We start from the raw sequence: 22,176 nt of genomic DNA on the forward strand, positions 1-22,176 counted from the left end.
GAATTCCGTTCCGTGCCGTGCCGTGCCGTGCGGTGCGGTGCGGTGTGGTGCGGCGGGCGGGTCAGCTCCGGCGGGCACCTTGCCGGGAAGGGGGAGCGCGCCTACCGTGTGCGACGTCGGCCGGGGCGGCACGCGGTGCCTGCCGCGGGTTGAGCCGCCGCTCCGGGAGGAATCATGGGCAGGTCCAGGGTCGCGGCGCTCGCCGCGGTGGTCGTGTTGGCGGCACTGCTGCTGACCGGATGCGCGCCGGGCGCCAACGACGCGGCGGCCACAGTGCCGCCCGAGGAACTGGCGGGTTTCTGGATGGGCCTGTGGCAGGGCTTCATCAGCCCGATCACCTTTATCGTGTCGCTGTTCAACGCCGAGGTGAACATCTACGAGGTGCGCAACGACGGTAATTTCTACAACTTCGGCTTCATGATCGGGGTGGCTATCGCCTTCGGCGGTCCCGCGAGCGCCGGCGGCTACGCCACGCCGGGTCGCAAGGGCTGAGGCGGTCGCGGCGCTCGCCGGCTCGGGGCGTGATGTTCCTCGTTGTGCGGGCCACGCGCCGTTATGCGGGTGGCGCGCCACCCGCATAACGGCGCCTACCCCGCATACTGCAGCCGAGCCGAGCCGAGCCGAGCCGAGCCGCATCCGCCGCCCGGCTCAGGCCACCGAGTAGCGCACGCCCATCTCGTGGCCGGCGCCCGGCGCCAGGGTGATCGCGTTGTCGCGAATGTTGCAGGTCTCCACGCACACCATGCCGGTGTACTCGTTGTCGCCGAAGTCGGCCATCGCGGCGGCCTTGTCGATCCACGGGTTCCACACGACGGTGCTCGCCGAGCCCTGCTTCGTGATGGTGATCTGCCGGCCGGTCGCGGTATCCGTCACCGTCGTGGCGGCCGTGCTGTTCAGGTAGATCCGGTCGGTTTCGGCATCGAAGCGCACCGGATCGCTCTCGGCGGGGCGCGGGCCGGTGAGGCGGTCGGTGAACGGGGCGCCCTCCAGCCCCGATACCTCGGTCTGGCGGATGTCGGCGACGTCGAGGTAGGTGTGCAGGGCCTCCTCGAAGCTCAGCTGCACGGTGTCGAGGTTGGTGACCTGCAGCGAGAGCGCCAGCTGGGCGCCGACGGTGACCGTGTAACGCGCCTCGAACCGGTGTGGCCAGGCCGACGCCCGGGTGGCCTCGGTGTCGGTGAGCACAAAGACCAGCACCACGTCATCGCCGGCCTCGCGCGCCTCGGCGAGCCGCCAGTCGGCCAGGCGGGCGAACCCGTGCGACGGGGCCGTGGCGTCCGTGGGGTGCGCGCCGAACCAGGGGAAGCAGATCGGTACCCCGCCGCGGAGCGGTACCCCCGGCGCGTATTCGCTCTGCTCGCTCATCCAGATCACCGGGCTGCCGCCGGTGGGCACCCAGGCGCTCACATGTGCGCCGCGGAGGTAGATCTCGGCGGAGCCGGCGCGGGCGAACACACGGGCCACGGCGAGGCCGCCCTGACCCATCCCCAGTTCGACGGATGACGGCAGTTCGGGCAGTTGCGAGTCGATGGCAGACATGATGACCTCCGTGGTCGATGGGCGTGATCCCATCCTAGGAACCCGGACCTCTTTGGGCCCCTTGCGGAGGCAGGTAGGATCACCTTTCGAGCGACGGAATGGGCCGTATCGGGTCTCACAACGGGCGCGCCGGAGAATCATCCCGATCGGAAGGATCCCATGCAACTGCTCCTCCTTGCCAACTGCACCAGCCCCGGCCACGGTTACCTCGAGCACGCGCTGCCCGAGATCCTCGCCTTCCTGCACGGGGTGACCGAGATCACCTTCGTGCCCTTCGCCGGAGGTGACCACGATGCGTACACGGCGACCGTGCGGGCCGCGTTCGAGCCCCACGGCATCGGGGTGCGCAGCCTGCACGAGGCCGCCGACCCTGTCGCCGCTGTCGCGTCAGCGCAGGCGCTCTTCGTCGGTGGCGGCAACACCTTCCGCCTGCTCGCCGCCCTGCAGCGACTCGGACTGATACCGGTCATCCGCGCTCGGGTGCAGAACGGTCTGCCCTACTTGGGCTCCAGCGCCGGCGCCACCATCACCGCGCCCAGCATCCGCACCACCAACGACATGCCCATCGTGCAGCCGGAGTCGTTCGCGGCGCTCGGCCTGGTGCCGTTCCAGATCAACCCGCACTACGTGGACGCCGACCTGGTCGGGGCCCACGCAGGTGACTCCCGGGAAACCCGCCTGACCGAGTTCCTCGACGAGAACGACGTGCCGGTGCTGGGCCTGCGTGAGGGCACCCACCTCAGTGTCACGTCGACCCTCGCCTGCGCCCTCGCCGTGGTCGGCGGCGGCCCGGCCGGCCTGCTCTCCACCGAGCCGGGCATCGTCTTCGAACGAGGACGCGCGCCGCACAACGTCGCCGGCGACGTCAGCCCACTGTTGGTGCGGCGCCCCCGGTACGACCGCCCTCTGGCGACGGCGGTGAGCTGAGCCGGCTGATCAGGGTGAGGGCCGCGGCGGTGGCGAGGTCACGGTCGTGGGTGAGCACGAACTCGTATGCGCCCTCGCCGTGGTTGTCGGGATCGACCTCGCGCGCGGCCAGGACGGCGGCGAAATCCGCGGTGAGCACCACGATGTCCCACTCGTCGAGCAACGGGTCGGTCGGGTCGATCTGGGCCACGCGGATGCCGTTGGCTCCGTCGAGGCGGGCGTCCCCGGCGACGTAGACCGCCACCAGGCCGGCCGTCCCGGCGAGTGTCTCGTAGCGTCTGCGGGTGGCGGGGGTGAGGTTGGGGTGGTGCTGGAACGTCGAGAGCACCACGGCCGAGTCGCCGCTGGCCAGCGCCCGCGATTCCAGGAAGATACTCATCTGCACCAGCAACGCCCGGTTTGACGACCGGGAGGTGCGCTGTGGAGCCACCACGCTGTAGGGGGTGCCGCTGGTCGGCAGCGACGCCGAGGGGTCACCGGGGAAGCTGATGCCGGCGAGTGCGGCGGCGTTCGGGACCTCGGCCACCGGGCGGCCGAAGAGCCAGCCCTGCCCGTAGGTGGCTCCGAGGGCGCGAGCGGTCACCCGGTGTTCCTCGGTCTCGATGCCCTCGGCGAGCACCACGGCCCCGGTGCGTTCGGCGTGCGCGGCGACGGCGCTCATCACCCGGGCGGCGTCCTGGTCGGGGCGCTCACGGATGAGCGCCATGTCGAGCTTGATCAGGTCGGGCGCCAGCAGCGGCAGCAGGGCCAGTGAGGCCGGATCGGCGCCGAGGTCGTCCACGGCGATGCGGTAACCCATCGCCCTGGCCCGGTCGATGGCGTAGAACAGCCCGGCCGGGTCGTTCATCAGCGCGCGTTCGGTGACCTCGAGCACAGCGGGCGCCGGCGGATGCGGTGCAGTGGTGAGGTCGGCACGGCGCAGCGATCCCGGCTCCACATTGACGAAGAGAGTGTGCGGCGTGGTGAAGCCCTGTTCGGTGGCGGTGTGCACGCTCGACAGCCAGCAGGCCAGGTCGAGATCGCCGACCCGGCCCAGCTCGTGGGCGCGGTCGAAGAGCGCGGCCGGATTGTGGAACACGGTGTCGACCGGACCCCGGCTGAGGGCCTCATAGGCGACGACGGTGCCGGAGTCGAGCTCGACAATGGGTTGGAACCTGCTGCTGATCAGCCTGTTCAGCGAGAATCTCGCTGAACAGGGCGTCGGACTCGCGCTCGCTCGTCGTCGTGCCCACAGCATCCCCCATCAGCGCCGAGGCGCATCGTTCTGGCAGTCTACCGACGCGCTGAGGCCCAGGCGCCGCATCCGCAGATCGCCGCCGCCGGCATCCGCAGGGCTCAGGCGGGTGTCGGCGCGTCGGGCGCGAACCGGTAGCCCATACCGGCCTCGGTGAGCAGGTAGCGGGGCCGGGACGGGTCGGGCTCGAGTTTCTTCCGCAGCTGGGCGAGGTAGAGCCGCAGGTAGCCGGTGTCGGTCATCTTGTGCTGGCCCCAGACCTCGGCGTAGAGCGCCTGCCGGCTCACCAGTTTGCCCGGTGTGCGCAGCAGCAGCTCGAGGATCTGCCACTCGGTGGGGGTCAGCCGCACGTGTTCCGGCCCGGCGGCTGTCACTCGCGTGATGGTCTTGGCCGGCAGGTCCACGGTGATGTCACCGAAGGTGACCACCGGTTCGTCACCGCTGGTGGGCATCCGGCGGGTGAGGGCCCGGATGCGCGCCAGCAGCTCGTCGATCGAGAACGGCTTGGTGACGTAGTCGTCGGCGCCCCGGTCCAGGGCCTCCACCTTGTCGGAGGCACCGCTGCGGCCGCTCACCACCAGGATCGGCACGCTGTTCCACGCCCGGACAGAGTCGATCACAGCGAGCCCGTCGAGGTTGGGCATGCCGAGGTCGAGCATCACCAGATCGGGGTGCTGCTCCACGATCGCGGCCAGCGCGGTACGACCGTCGTGTGCGGTGACGATCTCGTAACCGCGGGCGCCGAGAGTGATGCGCAGGGCCCGCAGGATCTGCGGGTCGTCGTCGGCGATCAGGATCTTCATGGGCTGACCTCGTTGCCTGCCGGGACTGCGGTGGACGCGACGGCCGGCAGGGTGATCACCATGGTGAGACCGCCGCCGGGGGTGTCATCGGCTTCGAGGGTGCCGCCCATGCCCTCGACGAATCCCTTCGACAGGGCCAGGCCGAGACCCAGGCCGGTGGCGTTGTCGGTGTCGCCGAGCCGCTGGAACGGCACGAACACGTCGCCCCGCCGATCGGCGGGGATGCCGGGTCCCTGGTCCATGATGCGCAACTGCACGGTGTCGGCGAACCGGCTGGCCGATACCCTGGCGGGTGTGCCGGCCGGCGAGAAGCGGATGGCGTTGGTGAGCAGGTTGACCACCGCGCGTTGCAGCAGGCCGGGGTCTGCGAGCACCGGTGCGGTCTCGACCGGCAGGTCCAGCTGCACGGTGTCCGGCCCGAGGCCGAGCTCGTCGAGGGCCGGCAGCACCACGTCGGCGAGGTCGACGGGCCCCAGCGACACGGCCAGCGCCCCGGCCTGCAACCGGCTCACGTCGAGCAGGTTGGTCACCAGCGAGGCGAGGGTGTCCAGGCTTTCGCCGGCCGTGGCGAGCAGCTCGGTGCGGTCACTGTCGGTGAGGGTGATGTCGGTGGCCCTGAGCCCGCTGATGGCCGTGGTCGCGGCGGCGAGGGGCCGGCGCAGGTCGTGGCCGACGGCGGCGAGCAGGGCGCTGCGCATCCGGTCGGCCTCTTCGAGCGGGCCGAGTTCGCTGGCCGTCTGGGCGAGATCGCGGTGCTCGAGGGCAGCATCGATCTGGCTCGCGATCACGCTGAGCAGCCGGCGTTCGGATGCGGCGAGGTCGGGTCCGGTGAGCTCCAGGGTGGCCCGGCTGCCGATGGGCACCATCGTGGCCGGGGGTGCCGCAACGTCCGGTACGCCCGGCCCCGCCGTGCCGCCCGCCGTGCCGCCCGGCGCCGCCGCGTCCGCCGCGCTCGCCTCGACCAGCACCGCGCCGCCGGCGAGCAGGCGCACCGTGTCGAGGCCGAACGCCTCCCGGGTGCGGGTGACCAACGCCTGCAGGGCGTCCTCCCCGCGCAGCACGCTGCCGGCCACGGTGGCCAGCAGCTCGGATTCTGCCGCCGCCCGCCGGGCCGCGCGGGTGCGCCGAGCCGCCTGGTCGACGACGTAACTCACCAGCAGGGCGTTGACGAGGTAGAGCGAGAGCGCGAAGAGGTGCAGCGGTTCGGCCACGGTGACCGTGTACAGCGGTTGCACCAGGAAGTAGTCCAGGGTGAGGCCGGACAGCAGGGCCGCGAACAGGGCCGGCCAGAGCCCGCCGACAAGCGCGACGACCACCACCAGCAGCTGGTAGCTGAGCACGTCGCTGGTGATCGACTCCTCGCTGCGAAAACTGACCAGCAGCCAGGTCAGCAGCGGCCCGCCGATCAGGGCCAGGGCGAAGCCGGCCAGGCGCCGCCGCACGGTGAGCGACCCGCCGAGCCTGGGCAGCACGAACTTTCCGCCGGCCGCGGAGTGGGTGACGATGTGCACGTCGATATCGCCGGATTCGCGGGTGATGGTGCTGCCGATGCCCGGCCCGGACAGCGCCGCGGTGAGCCGGTTGCGCCGGCTCACGCCGATCACGAGCTGGGTGGCGTTGGCGGCGCGGGCGAACTCCACCAGCGCCCGGGGGATGTCGTCGCCGACGACCTGGTGGTAGCTGCCGCCGAGCTCCTCCACCAGCGCCCGCTGGGTCGCGAGCGCGCCCGGATGCGCCGCGGCCAGGCCGTCCTGGCTGATCACGTGCGCGGCGACGAGCTCGCCGCCGGCCGAGCGGGCCGCGATGCGGGCGCCCCGGCGAATGAGGGTGTCGCCCTCCGGCCCCCCGGTGAGTGCAACGACCACGCGTTCGCGGGCCTCCCACTTGGTCGAGATACCGTGCTCGGCCCGGTAGCTCTGCAGGGCGGTGTCGACCTCGTCGGCCAGCCAGAGCAGCGCCAGCTCACGCAGGGCGGTGAGGTTGCCGAGCCGGAAATAGTTCGACAGGGCCGCGTCGATGCGGGCCGCCGGGTACACATTGCCCTCGGCGAGCCTGTCGCGCAGTGCCTGCGGGGCCAGGTCGACGACCTCCACCTGGTCGGCGGTGCGCAGCACCGCATCCGGCAGGGTTTCGCGCTGCGGCACCCCGGTGATCTGCTGCACCACGTCGTTGAGCGATTCGATGTGCTGGATGTTGACGGTCGAGATCACGTCGATGCCCGCCGCCAGCATCGCCTCCACGTCCAGGTAACGCTTGGGGTTGACCGAGCCGGGCGCGTTGGTGTGCGCGAGCTCGTCGACCAGGGCGATCTCGGGCCGGCGGGCGAGCACGGCGGCCAGGTCGAGTTCGCTCAGCTGGATGCCGCGGTGCTGCACCAGCATCCGCGGCACCACCTCGAGCCCCTCAGCCTGGAGCGCGGTGGCCGCGCGGCCGTGGGTTTCCACGATCGCCACGACCACGTCCGCACCCTCGCTCTGCAGTCGGCGGCCTTCTTCGAGCATGCTGTAGGTCTTGCCGACGCCGGGGGCGGCGCCGAGCAGCACGCGCAATCGACCGCGTTTCATGGGTTACCTCACCTACCGGAATCGAGCGTTGCGAGCTCGAGGTTCAAGTTGAGCACATTCACGGTCGGTTCGCCGAGATAGCCGAGATCACGGCCCTGTTCGACGGCTTCGACCAGGGCGCGCACCTCGGCCTCCGGCAGGTCGCGGGCCGCCGCGACCCTGGGCACCTGCAGCAGGGCGTAGGCCGGGCTGATGTGCGGGTCCAGGCCGGACGCGGAGGCGGTGACGGCATCCGCGGGGATCTCGTCGGCCGGGACTCCGTCGAGGTCTTCGATGGCGGCCTGCCGGTCGCCGATCGCCTGGATCAGGTCGGGGTTCTCCGGCCCCCAGTTGCTGCCGCTGGAGGCGCTCGCGTCGTAGCCGTCTCCGGCCGCGGACGGGCGGGACTGGAACCACTCGGGCAGGGCCGCGCCGTCGGCATCCGTGAAGGACTGCCCGATCAGGCTGGAGCCGACCACGGGTGACCCGTCGCCGGCCGAGACGAGCGAGCCGTTGGCCTGCCCGGGCACGCCCAGCTGGCCGACCAGGGTGATGCTCAGCGGGTAGGCCACGCCGAGCACGACTGTGAAGACGAGCATGGCCCGTAGGGCCACCCAGTAGGGCCGGGCCAGGGGGCCGGTGCGGGGGCGGGAGACGCTCATGAGGTGATCCGTTTCGGTTGGTGGGGCAAGGAGAACAGGAGCATGGTGATCAGAAACCCGGCAGCAGCGACACGACGAGGTCGATCAGTTTGATGCCCACGAACGGGGCGATCACACCGCCGAGCCCGTAGATCAGCAGGTTGCGGCCGAGAACGCTCGATGCGCTCGCCGCCCGGTACGTCACGCCGCGGAGCGCCAGCGGGATCAGCACGACGATGATGATCGCGTTGAAGATGATCGCCGACAGGATCGCCGAGGCCGGTGAACTCAGCTGCATGATGTTGAGCACCGCCAAGCCCGGGAACACCCCGGCGAACATGGCCGGGATGATCGCGAAGTACTTGGCGAGGTCGTTGGCGATCGAGAAGGTGGTCAGCGCCCCGCGGGTGATCAGCAACTGCTTGCCGATCCGCACGATGTCGATCAGTTTGGTGGGGTCAGAGTCGAGGTCGACCATGTTGCCGGCCTCCTTCGCGGCGGAGGTGCCGGTGTTCATCGCCACCCCCACGTCGGCCTGAGCCAGCGCGGGCGCGTCGTTGGTGCCGTCGCCGGTCATCGCCACGAGGTTGCCGCCCTCCTGCTCCCGGCGGATCAGGGCGAGCTTGTCCTCCGGGGTGGCCTCGGCGAGGAAGTCGTCGACGCCGGCCTCGGCCGCGATGGTGGTGGCGGTGAGGGCGTTGTCGCCGGTGACCATGACGGTGCGGATGCCCATCGAGCGAAGCTCCGCGAAGCGTTCCTTGATGCCCTCCTTGACGATGTCCTTGAGGTAGATCACGCCGAGCACGGTGCGCTCGCCGGATGCTGTGGCGGTTTCTGATGTTCCGGTGGCGACCACGAGCGGGGTGCCGCCCAGCCGGGAGATACGCTCCACCTCGAGGGTCAGCTCGGCTTTCACGTTTTCCGGCACCGGGCCGGCCTCACCCACCCAGGCCAGCACGGCGGAGCCGGCGCCCTTGCGGATCTGCCCGCCACCAGCGCCGTCGCCGGCGCCGATGACAGCGAGGTCGATGCCGCTCATGCGGGTCTGCGCGGTGAACGGCACGATGTCGCCGGCCAGGCTTTCCGGCCGGTGGAAGCCTCGTTCGGCGGCGAGGTCCACGATCGACTTGCCCTCCGGGGTGGGGTCGCTCAGCGAGGAGAGCGCGGCGGCCCGCACCAGCTCGGCCTCGGTCACGCCGGTCAACGGCGCGAACTCGCGGGCCTGCCGGTTGCCGTAGGTGATGGTTCCGGTCTTGTCGAGCAGCAGGATGGTGACGTCGCCGGCCGCTTCGACGGCTCGGCCCGACATGGCCAGGACGTTCCGCTGCACGAGCCGGTCCATGCCGGCGATGCCGATCGCCGACAGCAGGGCGCCGATGGTGGTGGGGATCAGGCAGACCAGCAGGGCGATGAGCACGGGCAGACTCACGGTGGCCGCGGAGTAGCTTGCGATCGGGTTGAGGGTGAGCACCACGACCAGGAACACGATGGACAGGCTGGCCAGCAGGATGTTCAGCGCCATCTCGTTGGGGGTCTTCTGCCGGGCCGCACCCTCGACGAGGGCGATCATGCGGTCGACGAAGGTCTCGCCGGGCTTGCTGGTGATGCGCACCACGATCCGGTCGGAGAGCACTCGGGTGCCGCCGGTGACGGCGCTGCGGTCGCCGCCGGACTCCCGCACCACGGGGGCGGATTCGCCGGTGATCGCGGATTCGTCGATGGAGGCGATGCCCCAGACGATGTCGCCGTCGCCGGGCACGAGTTCACCCGCGGTGACGATCACGGTGTCGCCGAGGCCGAGGTCGGCCGAGGAGACCGTCTGCACCCTGGCACCCTCGGCGCCGGGGTTGGTGTCTGGCTGGTAGTCGAGCACCTGGGTGGCGTTGGTGCTGGTGCGGGTCTGCCGCAGACTGTCGGCCTGGGCCTTGCCGCGGCCCTCGGCCACGGACTCGGCCAGGTTGGCGAAGATCACGGTGAGCCAGAGCCAGAAGGCGATGCCCACGGTGAACGAACCGGGCACGGCGGAGCCGCCGGAGTCGCCCGGGCCGCCGAGGAACGGTTCGGCCACCGCGAGAACGGTGGTGAGCACCGCGCCGATCTCGACGATGAACATCACCGGGTTCCGCCACATCAGGCGCGGGTCGAGCTTTCGCACCGCGCCGGGCAGGGCGGCCACGAGCTGGCCGGAGCTGATCGCCTTCTTGGGTGCCGGCTTGTGCGACGGCTGAGTGGGGGTGTCTATGAGAGTGGTCATGGCTTACTGCAGCCCTTCCGCCAGGGGACCCAGCGCGAGTACGGGGAAATAGGTGAGAGCGGTGATGATGATCGTCACGCCGAGGAGCAGGCCCACGAACAGGGGCCGGTTGGTGGGCAGGGTGCCCGCGGTGGCCGGCACCCGGTCCTGCGCGGCGAACGAGCCGGCCAGGGCCAGCACGAACACCATCGGCAGGAACCGGCCGAGCAGCATGGCCACGCCCAGCGCGGTGTTGAACCAGGGCGTGTTCGCGGTGAGGCCGGCGAACGCGGAGCCGTTGTTGTTGGCCGCAGAGGTGAAGGCGTAGAGCACCTCGGAGAGCCCGTGCAGGCCGGGATTCCAGATCGACGTGGCCTCCACATCCGCTCGCACGGCGGGGATCGCAAAGGACAGCGCGGTGCCGGCGAGCACCAGGCTCGGCGTGATCAGGATGTACAGGCTGGCCAGTTTGATCTCCCGCGGGCCGATCTTCTTACCCAGGTACTCCGGGGTGCGCCCCACGAGCAGGCCGGCCACGAACACCGCGATAACGGCGAGGATGAGCATGCCGTAGAGGCCGGACCCGGTGCCGCCGGGGGCGACCTCGCCGAGCATCATGTTGAGCATCGGCATCATGCCGCCGAGCGCCGTGTATGAGTCGTGCATCGAGTTGACCGCACCCGTGGAGGTGAGGGTCGTCGAGGTGGCGAACAGGGTGGAACCGAGAATGCCGAATCGGGTCTCCTTGCCCTCCATCGCACCCCCGGCCAGCCCGGGGGCGGTGCCGGCGCCGTTCAGTTCGAACAGGGTGAGGGCGGTGAGCGAGACCACGAAGATCGTGGCCATGGTGGCCAGGATCGTGTAGCCCTGCTTCTTGTCGCCCACCATGGTGCCGAAGGTGCGCGGCAGGCTGAAGGGGATGGCGAGCATCAGCACGATCTCGAACAGGTTGGTGAAGCCGTTCGGGTTCTCGAACGGATGCGCCGAGTTGGCGTTGAAGAAGCCGCCGCCGTTGGTGCCGAGCTCCTTGATCGCCTCCTGGGAGGCCACGGGGCCGCCGGGGATCGACTGGGTGGCTCCGGTCAGTGTCGTGACCTCGGTGAATCCGGTGAGGTTCTGGATGACGCCGCCGACAAGCAGCACGATCGCGGCGATCACCGCCAGCGGCAGCAGCAGCCGCAGCACCCCGCGGGTGAGGTCCACCCAGAAGTTGCCGATGGTGCCCGAGCGGCGCAGCATCAGGCCCCGCACCAGGGCGATCGCCACGGCCAGGCCCACGGCGGAGGAGACGAAGTTCTGCACCGCCAGGCCGGCCAGCTGCACCGTGTAGCCCAGGGTGACGTCGGGGGAGTAGGACTGCCAGTTGGTGTTGGTCACGAACGACACCGCGGTGTTGAACGAGAGGCCCTCCGGCACCGCATCGAAGCCCAGCGAATAGGGCAGCACGGCCTGGGCGCGCTGGAGCGCGTAGACGAACAGCACTCCCACCAGCGAGAACGCGAGCACTCCGCGCAGGTACGCCGACCAGGTCTGCTGGCCGCGCGCATCCACCCCGATCAGCCGGTAGAAACCGCGCTCGACGGCGAGATCCTTGTGCGAGGTGTAGATGGTGGCCATGTAATCGCCGAGCGGGCGGTGCAGCACCACGAGAACGGCCACGAGGGTGAGGGCCTGCAGGATGCCCAGCCAGAGCGCCATTAGAACCGCTCCGGTTTCACGAGGGCGAAGACCAGGTAGCCGATGGCGCCAACGGCGAGTACGGCGGCCACGATGTCGAACACGATCACAGTTTCGCCACCCCCCAGGCCACAAGGCCGATCAGTGCGAACACGGCGATCACGCCGAGCACGTAGACAAGGTCGAGCATGCGATTCTCTCCATCCGTAGGCCGCCGGTGTACCGGTCGGCATCCGTGCTCCGCACGAGCACGAACCGAGTAAACACCCGTGCCGCGCCGCCCACTCGTTTCCTAACGAACCCCTAACACCCGGCTTCTCGCGCCCCCGCGCCGGAGTTGCGCGAGCCGGCCGGTTCCGGTTGAGTGACCTCATGACGGAAGCTGCCTACCGATTCTCTGCAGACACTGCCGAGATGGACCGGGACCAGATTCACCGCTGGCTGAGTACCGAGGCGTACTGGGCCCTGGGCCGGGCGCGATCGGTGCAGGATGCCGCGATCGACGCATCCGTGAATTTCGGCATGTTCGAGGTGGCAACGGGTCGGCAGGTGGCATACGCCCGTCTGGTGACCGACTCGGTGACGTTCGCCTGGCTCTGCGACGTGTTCGTCGACCCCACCGTGCGCGGGCGGGGAGTGGGCGTTTCGCTGATCGAGAACGTCGGGGCGGCGCTCGACACCCTGAACCTGCGCCGGGTGGCGCTGGCGACCTCCACGGCTCACGGCCTGTACGCCAAGTTCGGCTTCGACGTCGTGGCCGCCCCCGAACACTGGATGGAACGCCGGGCCGTGGCGCCGGCCGCCTCGTGACCCACCAGCCGAGAACCGTGCGGATGGCCGCCGTCGGGTTGTTCTGCGTCGTCGGCCTGGCCGCCTGCTCGGCGTCGATCGCCGCGTCGTCGTACGACGGGACCCTGCCCGACGACGCCATCACGACGCCCGCACCGGACGATGACGAGGCCAACCTGCTGTCACCGTTCCCCACCGCGGGCTGGCTCGATGACGGCGACCGGTTCGCGATCGTCCTCGGTGGCAGCTCGAGCTGCCCCAGCTACCCGGTGTCGATGGTCGTGGACGACAGTCGCACCCTGACCATCGAGATCGGGCAGAGCGGCGGCCCGGCCTGCACCGCCGACATGAAGCTGCGCACTCACGTGCTCACGACACCGGCCGGGCTGGACCCGACCGGGGAGGTCACCATCCGCTACGGCGAGTCGGGAACCGCGGTCCTACCCGCCCTCTGAGCCCCTGCGGGCGGGCGGATGCGCCCGGGCGTAAAAAAGCCCCGGCACCGCTCACGCTTTGGGGGAAAGGGAGCTGGCACCGGGGCCAATCGTTGGAGTGGGGGAACTCCAGGTGTAACCGTACGCCCTGTGCGCTGAATGTGCGCTGCACGCCGCCTTAAAGTTTTCTATGTGCCGGCCGTGGGCGGCACTGCTCCGGCGGTGTTCCCCGGTCGGGTGGGGCTAAATGCCGGTGCCGGCGAGTGAGCCGGTGGTCTTGTTCTCAGCCATGGCGAGGCAGAGAATTTCTCGGTCTCCGCTGTCCCAGCTGCCCTCGCTGGGGGAGAGGTAGTTGAAGTCCAGGGTGGATTCTTCGTAGGACTTGCCGATAAAGGTGGCGAACTCGGCGACACAGCGTTCCTCCGCGATCTGGGCGAGGGCCTCGTCACCGGGGAAGGCGCCATCCTCGCTCACGTCGAAAGCGAAGTAGGCCTCGTAGTCATGGGCATCCGCACATGGAATGGCCGTGACGCTCTCGACCGCGTCGGCGTCCTGGTCGTTGAAGCAGTCGCCGACCGCCAGCGAGAAGACATCGGCCTCACCGGCCTCGCTGATCTCCTGAGTCTCGGCATCCCGTGCCGCTTGCTGGGGAAACAGGTCGCTGATCGCGGTGCACCCGGAGAGGGTCAGTGCGCCGACCGAGAAAGCGGCGATGAGCAAACCGGTGCGCAGGCGTGCGGTGGTGCGGGACATAGTGGTGCCTTTCAACCGATGCTGGGGTCCAGAGCGCAGGGCGGTGTGCGCACACAGTCAGAGAATGCCACCCGGTGCGCGAACCCCAAGAAAATTGGCACTGGTGGCGCCTCCATCTTGGCCGACTCCGAAACACCAGCGCAAGCCACACCCGCGCTGCCGACTCGCAGGGATCGCCGAAGGTCTGATCAAAAAAGCCCTGAAAACCCCGGCCGGAACCGAGAGTGTCCTGAGTCGCGGTTTTGTCGGCGACCGCTGCTAGTGTGTGCTCTCAGAACAGGCGGGGCATCGGCCGACCATTCGGCCGAAATCCATTCCCGCCGGTGACGAAGGGAATTCCATGAAGGCATCCGCAGAACTCGGCAGCAACCTGCAGTCGGTCCTGGTCGACCTGATCGAACTGCACGTCCAGGGCAAGCAGGCGCACTGGAGCGTCGTGGGAAAGAACTTCCGCGACCTGCACCTGCAGCTCGACGAGATCATCGACGACGCCCGAATCTTCACCGATGAGCTGGCCGAGCGGATGCGCGCACTCGACGCCCTGCCCGACGGCCGCACCGAAACCGTCACCAAGACCACGCACCTGCCCAAGTTCCCCGCCGGCGAGGTCGACACCACCGAAACCGTGGGCCTGGTTACGGCGCTGCTCACCGCAACTGTCGACAACATCCGCGAAATTCACGAGGCTGTCGATGAAGAAGACCCGGCCAGCGCCGATATCCTGAACGGCTTCATCCTGAAGCTCGAGCAGTACATCTGGATGGTCAGCGCGGAGGACCGGAAGCCCCGGAAGCCCACCGCGAAGGACTCGACCCGCCCGGTCGGCAAGGCGTAGGTCGCCTCCGGCGGCCGGATTCAGCTACGAATTCGGCCGCCGCCGTGACGAATGGGCGCGTGGCTGCGTCATAGCTAAGACGAACACATCGCACTACCCAGTCCGCCCACTCGGCTGTGACCCGTCCGCCAGACATGATCGGCGAGACCGAGTCATGATCGGCACGACGGGGCGCCCGCTCAAGGAATAGAGGATGAATCCCGTGACCCAGGTAATCGAGACAATCGACGTAGACGTTCCCGTGCGGACCGCGTACAACCAGTGGACCCAGTTCGAGTCTTTCCCGCACTTCCTCGACTTCGTCGAGAGCATCACGCAACAGGACGACACCCACACGCACTGGAAGGTGAAGATCGGCGGAGCCGAACGTGAGTTCGATGCTGAGATCACCGAGCAGCACCCCGACGAGCGCGTCGCCTGGAAGAGCATCTCCGGCGACGAGAAGCACGCCGGTGTGGTCACCTTCCACCGCCTGAGCGACACGACGTCCCGGGTCACCGTGCAGCTGGACTGGGAGGCCGAAGGCTTCCTGGAGAAGGTCGGTGCCGTGTTCGGCGTCGACGACCACGTGATCCGCAAGGACCTCAAGCAGTTCAAGACCTTCGTGGAGAACCCGGCCAACCAGGCCGGCGGCTGGCGCGGAGACGTTTCCGTCTGACCCGCCCGCCGATCCACCGTCGACCCTCTGGCCGCGGTTCCCCCGCCAGACTATGCTCCGTGCGAGAGGCCTAGCAGCAAGCTAGATTCCGTCTCGAGCCGTGCAACGGATGGGCCGACCGGTGACCGAACTGCAGCACACGACGGGCATTGCCCGGCATGGACGACTGAAGAGGTCCCACGCCGTGACGGGGGTGTTGAGCGCGGTGGCCCTGGGCCTGGCCGTGCTCCTCGTCAGCGGCGGGGCCGTCACGGCGTTCGCGCTGTGGCAGTTCCGCAGTGCGGTGGTCGCCAACTCGATCGACATCGATGGGCCTGATGCCGCCGATCCGCCCCCGGGGATCGGCAGCTACGAGAACGGTTTCAACCTGCTCATCGTCGGCGTCGACAACGACTCGGCCCAGGGCGAGACGTACGGCGTGCGGGAGACCACCCTCAACGACGTGAACATCCTGGTGCACGTGTCGGCCGACCACCGCAACGCCGTGGTTGTGAGCATCCCCAGAGATCTCGTGGTGGCGCATCCGGAATGCATCGATACCGCCACCGGCGCGGTGGTCGGCGAACTGGATGCCGCACCGGTGAACGAGGCGATGGGCCGCGGCGGTCTGCCCTGCGTGGTCAGCACCGTAGAAGAACTCACCGGGCTGGAGATCCCCTACGCGGGGCTGACCTCATTCGCCGGTGTGGTCCGGCTCAGCGATGCCGTCGGCGGCGTGCCGATCTGCCTGTCCGAGCCCGTCGACGACCCGAAGGCCGGCCTCTCCCTGCCCGCCGGCACCAGCGTCGTGTCCGGCGATACCGCCCTGGCCTTCCTGCGCAGCCGTCACGGCGTCGGCGACGGCAGCGATCTGGCCCGTATATCGTCGCAGCAGCTGTACCTGGCCTCGCTCATGCGCACGGTGCGGGGCGACGGCACCTTGACCGACCTGCCCAGGCTGTACGCCCTGGCCAATGCGGCGGCCGGCAATATCAGTCTCTCCACGAGCCTCGCCCACACCGACACCATGGTGTCGATGGCGCTGGCGTTGGCGGACATCGACCTGGACAGACTGGTCTTCGTGCAGTATCCGGGCACCACGGAGGATCCGGCCTTCCCCGGCAAGGTGGTTCCGTTGCAGGGCCTCGCCGACACGATGTTCGCCAAGATCGCCGCCGACGAGCCGTTCACCCTCGGTGCAGCCCCGCCCAGCGACGAACCGCTCGTCCTCGGACCGCCGGCCGAGACCCCAGAGGCCCCCGGCGAAACGGATGCCGCGGCGCCGCCCGCACCGACGCCGACCCCCGAGGCGTTGGACGGTCTCACCGGGCGCACGGCCGACGACGAGTCCTGCGCAGAGGTGAACCGCGGCTGAGCGACTACCTCAGTTCGGCCGGTTGCACGTGGTCCATGTCGTCGAAGGTCTTGTTCTCGCCGGCCATCGCCCAGACGAATGAGTAACTGCCGGTGCCGAACCCGCTGTGCAACGACCAGCTCGGGGAGATGATCGCCTCGTTGTTGGCCACGACCAGGTGACGGCTTTCGGTCGGTTCGCCCATCAGGTGGATCACGCGGTGCTCCGGAGCGAGGTCGAAGTACAGGTAGCACTCGGTGCGACGGTCGTGGGTGTGGGCCGGCATGGTGTTCCACATGCTGCCGGTGCTCAGCACCGTGACGCCCATCACAACCTGGCAGCTCTGCACGCCATTGGCGTGGATGTACTGGTTGATGGTGCGCTCGTTGGAGGTGGTGGCGTCGCCCAGCTCGCGCACGGTGCCGTGGCCCTTGCCGACCAGCGTGGTCGGGTACGCGGTGTGCGCGGTGGCGGAGAACAGGTAGAACGAGGCCGGCGCGGCCGCGTCGGCGCTGGTGAACACCACCTCGACGACACCGCGGCCGATATAGAGGCAGGATCCCGGCTCGAGGTCGTAGGTGGTGCCGTCGACCGAGATGGTGCCTGCGCCGCCGACATTGACGATGCCCGCCTCGCGGTTCTCGAAGAACGTAGCGGTGCGGAGTACGTCGAAGGTGCCCAGCGTGATGCTGGTGTGCACCGGGCGGGCGCCGCCGAGCACGATCCGGTCCTCGTGGGTATAGGTGGCCCGGAATTCGTCGTCGGCAAAGAGATCGTCGACCAGGTAGTTCGCCCGAAGCGATGCGGTGTCGAAGGAGCGGATCTGGGCGGGATTGGTGGAATGACGCAACTGCATTGTTTTTCTCATTTCCTCTGGAGGCATCTGCCGCGGCTGCGGCGGCCGAGGCTGTATTCCGTCTCGCGGAACAAGATACCAGCATTCTGCCCGCCAATGGAACTAACTGACCGAAATTAGGACCTTGGTCCCGTTGATCGGCGGCGTGTCAGCCGTACTCTAAGTCTGTACCGCGGCCCCGGATTCCGTCCGGCGGAACTTACGCTGCGGCACTGAAGCTCAACGAGGAGGAACCAGTGCCCGCGCACGCCGCCCGGCCCGCCGCAGCATCCGGCCGCGCCCGCACCAGCTTCGGCTGAGTTCTCCGCCCGCCGAGCCGGCGCGACTTCCCTCACCGCCCAGCCTGCCCCCGGCAACGCTGCCCCTACGTACACCCATGATCGCAACCGAAAGAAGCCCCATGAGTATCCAAGACAACATTGACGTCGTCCCGGACGCCGCGATAGTCACCGCAGCCGATGAGGCCGAGGGAACCCTGACCGGGAAGGAGAAGGTGGCTTACGGGTTCGGCGACCTCGGCAACGGGTTCATGTTCGACCTCGGCCAGGCCTACCTCACCAAGTTCTGGATCGACACGGCCGGCATCGGCCCGGCAGTCGTGGCGCTGATCTTCGTTCTGGTCAAGCTGTTCGACGCGGTGATGGACACTGTCGCGGCGATCTTCATCGACAGCCGCAAGGTCGGCAAGCGCGGCAAGTTCCGTCCGGTGATGATGGTGTCCGCCTGCGTCCTGGGCGTGATGACCGTCGTCACCTTCACCATGCCCGATGTGTCGATGGGCTGGAAGATCGCCTTCGCCGCCGGCTCCTACGCCATTTGGGGCGCTACCTACTCCTTCGTCAACGGCCCGTACGGCTCCCTGGCCTCGGTGATGACCCGCAACATCAAGGAGCGCGCCCAGCTCGCGACCTCCCGCCAGGCCGGTTCGCTCGGCGCCCAGTGGATCTGCGGCATCGCCTTCATCCCGATCATGATGATGCTCGGTGGAATGACCGCCGAGAACTACATGTGGGCAGCCCTCGCCATGGCCGTCCTCGGCATGATCTCCTTCGTGCTCTGCTACCGCGGCACCAAGGAGCACGTCAACGTCAACCGAGCGGCCAGCACGGAGAAGAACGGCTTCAAGGACTACGTCCGCGCCGTGTTCACCAACCGTCCGCTGCTCGCTCTCGTGTTGATGAGCCTGTTCACGATCTCGTCGATGAACGTGAACAACATGATGATGATCTTCTTCGCAGAGTTCAACCTCGGCAACATCGCCCTGCAGGCCGTGCTCAACTTCGTGATGATCGGTGCCTCCATCGTGGGCATCATGTTCATCCCGAAGCTGGTCGTGCGCTTCGGCAAGAAGCAGACCGTTATGGTCAGCTTCGCCATCGCGGTACTCGCCAACGGTCTGAACTACGTGATCCCGACCAACCTGTGGTCGTTCATGATCCTCGTCACCATCGGCTACGCGGCCCTGGCGATCCCGAACGGCATCACCTGGGCCTTCGTGTCGGACACCATCGACTACGGCGAATGGCACACCGGCGTGCGCAAGGAGGGCATCACCTACGGGGCCTTCAACTTCTCGCGCAAGGTCTCCCAGTCCCTGGCCGCCCTGGTGGGCGCCGGCATGCTGGCCGTCACCGGCTATGTCGCGCAGTCCGCCGAGCAGTCGGATGCGACGCTGCAGGGCATCAAGGCCGCCATGACGCTCTACCCGGCCGTCGCTCTCACCATCGCCGCCATCATCATCTACTTCATCTACAACGTGAGCGACGACAAGTACCGTCGCATCGCCAAGGACCTGAACGAGGGTCGTTGGGAACACGGCGTCATCGGCGAGAGCACCCGCGCCTCGCTCGCGGCGAAGTAACCCGACACACACCAGGGGCGCCGTGTGCACGCACGGCGCCCCGTTTCGTCTTCCCACTTTCGTTCCAGGAAAGCAGCTCATGCGCATCGCCCGACTCGACACCCCCACCGGTCCCCGCCACGCCGTCGCGCTGGGAGGCCGCTGGCACCTGATCATGGATCCGTACGGCACGCCTTTCGTCTACACCGGGGAATCCATCTCGGAGGGCGAAGCCGTGCTTCTCGCATCCGTCGACCCTCGCGTGGTCGTCGGCATCGGCCACAACAAACCGGGCGCTGCGCTGCCGATGCAGGCGTGGCACAAGTCGGTGCACACCGTGGCGGGCACCGGCGACGACATCCCCGCCGTGCGTGACGTCGGCACCGTGAACATCGAGGGGGAGCTCGCCGTGGTGATCGGCAGGACGGCGTCGAACCTCACCCTTGCGAACGCCTTTGAGGCGGTGCTCGGCTACACCGTGGCCAACGACGTCACCAACGTCGATCAGGGCGCCATCGACGAGCGCAACTTCCAGGGCAAGAGCGGCACCAACTACACGCCGCTCGGTCCGTGGATCGAAACCGAGCTCGCCGACCCCGAGAACGTGGCGACCGAGGTCGTCATCAACGGCGCCGTCGTCGCGCAGTCCGGCTCGTTCAACCTGCCGTCCTCGGTGGCCGCGACCCTGGTCTACGTCACCCGCTGGCTCACCCTGGAAGCCGGCGACGTGGTGCTCACCGGCGCCCCGGGCACCGACATCGCCGTCACGCCCGGTGACACGGTGGACATCACCCTCGCGGGCATCGGCACCCTGCGCAACACCATCGTCTAGCGCGCCGCGAGCTGCCGCAAAATGCCCCTTCGGGTGATCTGAAGGGGCATTTCGCGGCTCGTCGGCAAGGCTTAGCCGGTGACGACGGCGATCTCGTTCGGGGTGGCGGACAGCTTGACCGAGCTGACGACCGCTCCGGTGGTCAGGTCCACAGCGTGCAACGAGTTCGTGGCCGGCTCGGTCACGTAGGCGGTGTCACCGACGACGACGAGCGCCGGGTGGGCATCCTGCCACTCGACCGGGCTCTCCCAGGCGCCGATCACCGGGTAGGAGTCGCCGAGCTCGCCGGTTGCCGGGTCGAGCACATGCAGGGCGCCGTCCGAGGCCAGGATCAGGGCCTCGTCGTTCGGGCCGCGGGCCACATCCCGCCAGGTGTATTCCACGCCGGTGGGCAGGTCGATCACCGTGGAGGTCTTGGCCACGGTGTCCACGAGCACCAGCTCGCTCAGCAGGTAGCCCTCGGAGTCGGGGTCGGAGTTGTAGTCACCGACGGCGATGGTGGAGGTCTCGGAGACGTACATATTGCCGGTGCGGCCGTAGGCGTCCGGCGCGGCGATCTTGGTGATCTCGCCGTCGTCGTAGACCAGCACGCCGTCGCTGCAGCCGAACACGGCCACCTCGTTCGCGGCCGCGCCCTCGCCGTGCACCGACGGGCACTCGGCGTTGCGGGCGGTCTCCTCCCGCTCCGCGTTCAGCACGCGGATGCCGGTGCGAGCCTCCGAGGTGCCGACCGTGCTGAGCAGGGTGCCGTCTTCAAGCTCGATGGACACGCCGTGGTGCGCGGCTTCGGCGGGGATGACCTCGGTGGCCGGCAGGTCGTCGGTGGCGTCCAGCAGTGCGGCGGTCTCGAAGATCGTGGTGTCGCCGGTGCCGTCGGCGTAGAGGATGGTCTTGTCGCCGTGCCTGACCACATGCCCGGCGGCCGGAGCCTCGAAGACCAGGTCGGTGAGCGCGGGGTCCGCGGTCTGGGCATCGCCGGAGGCATCGGTCCAGGTGCCGGTGTCGAGCACCCGGAAGCCGTCGGCGGTGGTGACCAGCACGTGGCGGCCGTCCCCGGCGGTGTTCAGCCGGTTGAATCCGGCCAGGGGCAGGTCGGCTTCGAGCTCGAGGGTGTCGCCGTCGAGCACGTAGAGCCCGCCGTCGTAGGTGAGGGCGACCCGGGGCAGGGCGGACGTGCCGGTGTCGGCGGCCGAGCCGGTGCCGGTGGCGCCAGGCGCGGCATCCGTCGAGGCGCAGCCGGTCAGGAGCAGGGCCGAGGCGGCGATGACGGCGGCGAAGGCCGTGCTGCGGTGTTGTGTTCTCATGTTTTCTTTTCTGTGTCGGAGGGCGCCCGGTTAAAGGGAGAGCCCGGTGGCGATGCGCTCGGTGTTGGTGCGCATCATGGTGAGGTAGCTGTCGGCGCCCGAGCCCGGTTCGCTGAGAGATTCGGTGAACAGTTCCACCACGGCCACGTCGAGGCCGGCCTCGTCGGCGAGCACCTGCACGAGCCGGTCGGGCTGGGAGGACTCGGCGAAGATGGTGGCGACACCGGCGGTGTCGATCGCGTCGACGAGGCTCTGCAGGTCTGAGGCGCTCGGTGCGGCGAGGGTGGAGCCGCCAGGGATCACGGCGCCCACGACGGTGAAATCGAACCTGTCGGCCAGGTAGCCGAAGACGTGGTGGTTGGTGACCAGGTTGCGGTGCTCGGCCCCGATGGCGGCGAAGGCCGTGGTCATCTCGGCGTCGAGGGCTTGCAGCTCGGTCGTGTAGGCCGCGGCCTGCGCTTCGATCAGGGCGGCATCGACGCCCGCCACGTCGGTCCGCACGGCCGCGGTGACGGCCTCGACGACCTCGATCACGCGGGCCGGATCGGTCCAGAAGTGCGGGTCGGCCGTGTCGCTGCCGGTGCCGGTGGCGTAGGGCAGCGGGTCGATCACGGTGCCCGCGGTGAGCATCGCCACCCCCGCCGTCTCCGCCGCGTCGAGCTGCTGTTGCAGGCCCTCCTCGAGTCCGAGACCGTTGGACACGACGAGGTCGGCGCGCAGGATGCGCGCGGCCTCCTGTGCGGAGATCTCGAACGAGTGCGGGTCGGAGTCGGGGCGCATCAGGGTGAGAACCTCGGCCTGGTCGCCGACGATGTTCTGCACGACGTCGCCGAGGATGTTGGTGGTCACCACGATGAGCGGCCGGTCGCCGGCCGGGGCGGCGCAGCCGGAGAGGGCGCCGAGGCCGAGGGCGGCGGCGAGGGCCAGGGAGAGGGAGCGCATCGG

At 68.8% G+C, this 22,176-nt stretch carries 21 protein-coding genes; 9 read left to right on the top strand and 12 right to left on the bottom strand.

Translation table 11 applies throughout. The features are described 5' to 3' along the window. The first annotated feature begins 174 nt into the window (after positions 1-174). Positions 175-492 (top strand): hypothetical protein, encoded by a 318-nt coding sequence (locus tag RCH12_RS13080; protein WP_327017128.1) that lies wholly within the window; start codon positions 175-177, stop codon positions 490-492. Between the two features lie 156 nt (positions 493-648). On the opposite strand, the gene RCH12_RS13085 is transcribed toward RCH12_RS13080, so the two are convergent. After that, entirely contained in the window at positions 649-1,539 is an 891-nt protein-coding gene (locus RCH12_RS13085; protein WP_165789072.1) for a D-hexose-6-phosphate mutarotase, read from the bottom strand. Positions 1,540-1,698: 159 nt separating this feature from the next. Between RCH12_RS13085 and pepE the strand changes: the two genes are divergently transcribed. After that, entirely contained in the window at positions 1,699-2,466 is a 768-nt protein-coding gene (pepE, locus tag RCH12_RS13090; protein WP_327017129.1) for a dipeptidase PepE, read from the top strand. Here the strand turns inward: pepE and RCH12_RS13095 are convergent. The 7 genes from RCH12_RS13095 to kdpF all read right to left on the bottom strand — a co-directional run bounded on the left by RCH12_RS13095 (position 2,405) and on the right by kdpF (position 11,707). Then, positions 2,405-3,703 (bottom strand): sensor domain-containing phosphodiesterase, encoded by a 1,299-nt coding sequence (locus tag RCH12_RS13095; protein ID WP_327017130.1) that lies wholly within the window; start codon positions 3,701-3,703, stop codon positions 2,405-2,407. The genes pepE and RCH12_RS13095 overlap by 62 nt on opposite strands. 98 nt (positions 3,704-3,801) lie before the next feature. Next, the gene (locus RCH12_RS13100; protein WP_327017131.1) at positions 3,802-4,503 is read right to left on the bottom strand and encodes a response regulator transcription factor; all 702 of its coding nucleotides are present in this window, start codon (positions 4,501-4,503) and stop codon (positions 3,802-3,804) included. Continuing rightward, complete coding sequence (locus RCH12_RS13105; RefSeq protein WP_327017132.1) at positions 4,500-7,067, bottom strand: sensor histidine kinase; 2,568 nt, start codon at positions 7,065-7,067, stop codon at positions 4,500-4,502. Before RCH12_RS13105 ends, RCH12_RS13100 begins: the two co-directional genes overlap by 4 nt. Before the next feature lie 8 nt (positions 7,068-7,075). Then, positions 7,076-7,708 carry a potassium-transporting ATPase subunit KdpC gene (kdpC, locus tag RCH12_RS13110; protein WP_327017133.1) on the bottom strand — a complete coding sequence of 211 codons (633 nt, stop codon included), beginning with the start codon at positions 7,706-7,708 and terminating at the stop codon, positions 7,076-7,078. Between the two features lie 49 nt (positions 7,709-7,757). Further along, a complete protein-coding gene (gene kdpB / locus RCH12_RS13115; protein ID WP_327017134.1) occupies positions 7,758-9,941 on the bottom strand; it encodes a potassium-transporting ATPase subunit KdpB in 2,184 nt (727 codons plus the stop codon). 3 nt (positions 9,942-9,944) lie between these two features. Beyond that, positions 9,945-11,618 carry a potassium-transporting ATPase subunit KdpA gene (kdpA, locus tag RCH12_RS13120; protein WP_327017135.1) on the bottom strand — a complete coding sequence of 558 codons (1,674 nt, stop codon included), beginning with the start codon at positions 11,616-11,618 and terminating at the stop codon, positions 9,945-9,947. Further along, complete coding sequence (kdpF, locus tag RCH12_RS13125) at positions 11,618-11,707, bottom strand: K(+)-transporting ATPase subunit F (RefSeq protein WP_103430925.1); 90 nt, start codon at positions 11,705-11,707, stop codon at positions 11,618-11,620. The genes kdpA and kdpF overlap by 1 nt, the downstream gene beginning before the upstream one ends. 262 nt (positions 11,708-11,969) lie before the next feature. Between kdpF and RCH12_RS13130 the strand changes: the two genes are divergently transcribed. Both RCH12_RS13130 and RCH12_RS13135 read left to right on the top strand, forming a co-directional pair. Then, positions 11,970-12,407: a GNAT family N-acetyltransferase gene (locus RCH12_RS13130; protein ID WP_327017136.1), complete on the top strand. Its 438-nt coding sequence runs from the start codon at positions 11,970-11,972 to the stop codon at positions 12,405-12,407. Beyond that, a complete protein-coding gene (locus RCH12_RS13135; protein ID WP_103430923.1) occupies positions 12,404-12,841 on the top strand; it encodes a hypothetical protein in 438 nt (145 codons plus the stop codon). Before RCH12_RS13130 ends, RCH12_RS13135 begins: the two co-directional genes overlap by 4 nt. A gap of 222 nt (positions 12,842-13,063) precedes the next feature. On the opposite strand, the gene RCH12_RS13140 is transcribed toward RCH12_RS13135, so the two are convergent. Further along, entirely contained in the window at positions 13,064-13,573 is a 510-nt protein-coding gene (locus RCH12_RS13140; RefSeq protein ID WP_088457704.1) for a septum formation family protein, read from the bottom strand. 340 nt (positions 13,574-13,913) lie between these two features. Between RCH12_RS13140 and RCH12_RS13145 the strand changes: the two genes are divergently transcribed. The 3 genes from RCH12_RS13145 to RCH12_RS13155 all read left to right on the top strand — a co-directional run bounded on the left by RCH12_RS13145 (position 13,914) and on the right by RCH12_RS13155 (position 16,420). After that, positions 13,914-14,408 carry a Dps family protein gene (locus RCH12_RS13145; protein WP_088457703.1) on the top strand — a complete coding sequence of 165 codons (495 nt, stop codon included), beginning with the start codon at positions 13,914-13,916 and terminating at the stop codon, positions 14,406-14,408. Between the two features lie 202 nt (positions 14,409-14,610). Then, a complete protein-coding gene (locus RCH12_RS13150; RefSeq protein ID WP_103430952.1) occupies positions 14,611-15,066 on the top strand; it encodes an SRPBCC family protein in 456 nt (151 codons plus the stop codon). Between the two features lie 121 nt (positions 15,067-15,187). Further along, on the top strand, positions 15,188-16,420 hold the full coding sequence (locus RCH12_RS13155; RefSeq protein WP_327017137.1) for an LCP family protein: 1,233 nt from the start codon (positions 15,188-15,190) through the stop codon (positions 16,418-16,420). 4 nt (positions 16,421-16,424) lie between these two features. On the opposite strand, the gene kduI is transcribed toward RCH12_RS13155, so the two are convergent. After that, positions 16,425-17,255, bottom strand: coding sequence for a 5-dehydro-4-deoxy-D-glucuronate isomerase (gene kduI, locus RCH12_RS13160; RefSeq protein WP_327017138.1), 831 nt, complete (start codon positions 17,253-17,255; stop codon positions 16,425-16,427). A gap of 400 nt (positions 17,256-17,655) precedes the next feature. Between kduI and RCH12_RS13165 the strand changes: the two genes are divergently transcribed. Beyond that, positions 17,656-19,116, top strand: a complete 1,461-nt coding sequence (locus RCH12_RS13165) for an MFS transporter (protein ID WP_103430919.1) — start codon at positions 17,656-17,658, stop codon at positions 19,114-19,116. Positions 19,117-19,195: 79 nt separating this feature from the next. Continuing rightward, positions 19,196-19,927, top strand: coding sequence for a fumarylacetoacetate hydrolase family protein (locus RCH12_RS13170; RefSeq protein WP_327017139.1), 732 nt, complete (start codon positions 19,196-19,198; stop codon positions 19,925-19,927). A 71-nt stretch (positions 19,928-19,998) separates the two neighbouring features. Here RCH12_RS13170 and aztD read toward each other — a convergent pair whose 3' ends face one another. Both aztD and aztC read right to left on the bottom strand, forming a co-directional pair. Beyond that, on the bottom strand, positions 19,999-21,231 hold the full coding sequence (gene aztD / locus RCH12_RS13175) for a zinc metallochaperone AztD (protein ID WP_327017140.1): 1,233 nt from the start codon (positions 21,229-21,231) through the stop codon (positions 19,999-20,001). A 30-nt stretch (positions 21,232-21,261) separates the two neighbouring features. After that, positions 21,262-22,173: a zinc ABC transporter substrate-binding protein AztC gene (aztC, locus tag RCH12_RS13180; RefSeq protein WP_327017141.1), complete on the bottom strand. Its 912-nt coding sequence runs from the start codon at positions 22,171-22,173 to the stop codon at positions 21,262-21,264. Positions 22,174-22,176: the final 3 nt, after the last annotated feature.

The sequence above is a fragment of the Cryobacterium sp. MP_3.1 genome, assembly GCF_035984795.1.
GTDB classification, from domain to species: Bacteria; Actinomycetota; Actinomycetes; order Actinomycetales; family Microbacteriaceae; genus Cryobacterium; species Cryobacterium zongtaii.

What these genes read in the sequence shown, in the direction of transcription:
- kduI (WP_327017138.1), bottom strand. Translation starts at nt 17,255, where the DNA reads ATGCAGTTGCGTCATTCCACCAATCCCGCCCAGATCCGCTCCTTCGAC.
- RCH12_RS13105 (WP_327017132.1), bottom strand. Translation starts at nt 7,067, where the DNA reads ATGAAACGCGGTCGATTGCGCGTGCTGCTCGGCGCCGCCCCCGGCGTC.
- pepE (WP_327017129.1), top strand. Translation starts at nt 1,699, where the DNA reads ATGCAACTGCTCCTCCTTGCCAACTGCACCAGCCCCGGCCACGGTTAC.
- RCH12_RS13100 (WP_327017131.1), bottom strand. Translation starts at nt 4,503, where the DNA reads ATGAAGATCCTGATCGCCGACGACGACCCGCAGATCCTGCGGGCCCTG.
- RCH12_RS13085 (WP_165789072.1), bottom strand. Translation starts at nt 1,539, where the DNA reads ATGTCTGCCATCGACTCGCAACTGCCCGAACTGCCGTCATCCGTCGAA.
- RCH12_RS13140 (WP_088457704.1), bottom strand. Translation starts at nt 13,573, where the DNA reads ATGTCCCGCACCACCGCACGCCTGCGCACCGGTTTGCTCATCGCCGCT.
- kdpB (WP_327017134.1), bottom strand. Translation starts at nt 9,941, where the DNA reads ATGACCACTCTCATAGACACCCCCACTCAGCCGTCGCACAAGCCGGCA.
- RCH12_RS13130 (WP_327017136.1), top strand. Translation starts at nt 11,970, where the DNA reads ATGACGGAAGCTGCCTACCGATTCTCTGCAGACACTGCCGAGATGGAC.
- RCH12_RS13165 (WP_103430919.1), top strand. Translation starts at nt 17,656, where the DNA reads ATGAGTATCCAAGACAACATTGACGTCGTCCCGGACGCCGCGATAGTC.
- kdpA (WP_327017135.1), bottom strand. Translation starts at nt 11,618, where the DNA reads ATGGCGCTCTGGCTGGGCATCCTGCAGGCCCTCACCCTCGTGGCCGTT.
- aztD (WP_327017140.1), bottom strand. Translation starts at nt 21,231, where the DNA reads ATGAGAACACAACACCGCAGCACGGCCTTCGCCGCCGTCATCGCCGCC.
- RCH12_RS13080 (WP_327017128.1), top strand. Translation starts at nt 175, where the DNA reads ATGGGCAGGTCCAGGGTCGCGGCGCTCGCCGCGGTGGTCGTGTTGGCG.
- aztC (WP_327017141.1), bottom strand. Translation starts at nt 22,173, where the DNA reads ATGCGCTCCCTCTCCCTGGCCCTCGCCGCCGCCCTCGGCCTCGGCGCC.
- RCH12_RS13095 (WP_327017130.1), bottom strand. Translation starts at nt 3,703, where the DNA reads ATGCTGTGGGCACGACGACGAGCGAGCGCGAGTCCGACGCCCTGTTCA.
- RCH12_RS13170 (WP_327017139.1), top strand. Translation starts at nt 19,196, where the DNA reads ATGCGCATCGCCCGACTCGACACCCCCACCGGTCCCCGCCACGCCGTC.
- kdpC (WP_327017133.1), bottom strand. Translation starts at nt 7,708, where the DNA reads ATGAGCGTCTCCCGCCCCCGCACCGGCCCCCTGGCCCGGCCCTACTGG.
- RCH12_RS13145 (WP_088457703.1), top strand. Translation starts at nt 13,914, where the DNA reads ATGAAGGCATCCGCAGAACTCGGCAGCAACCTGCAGTCGGTCCTGGTC.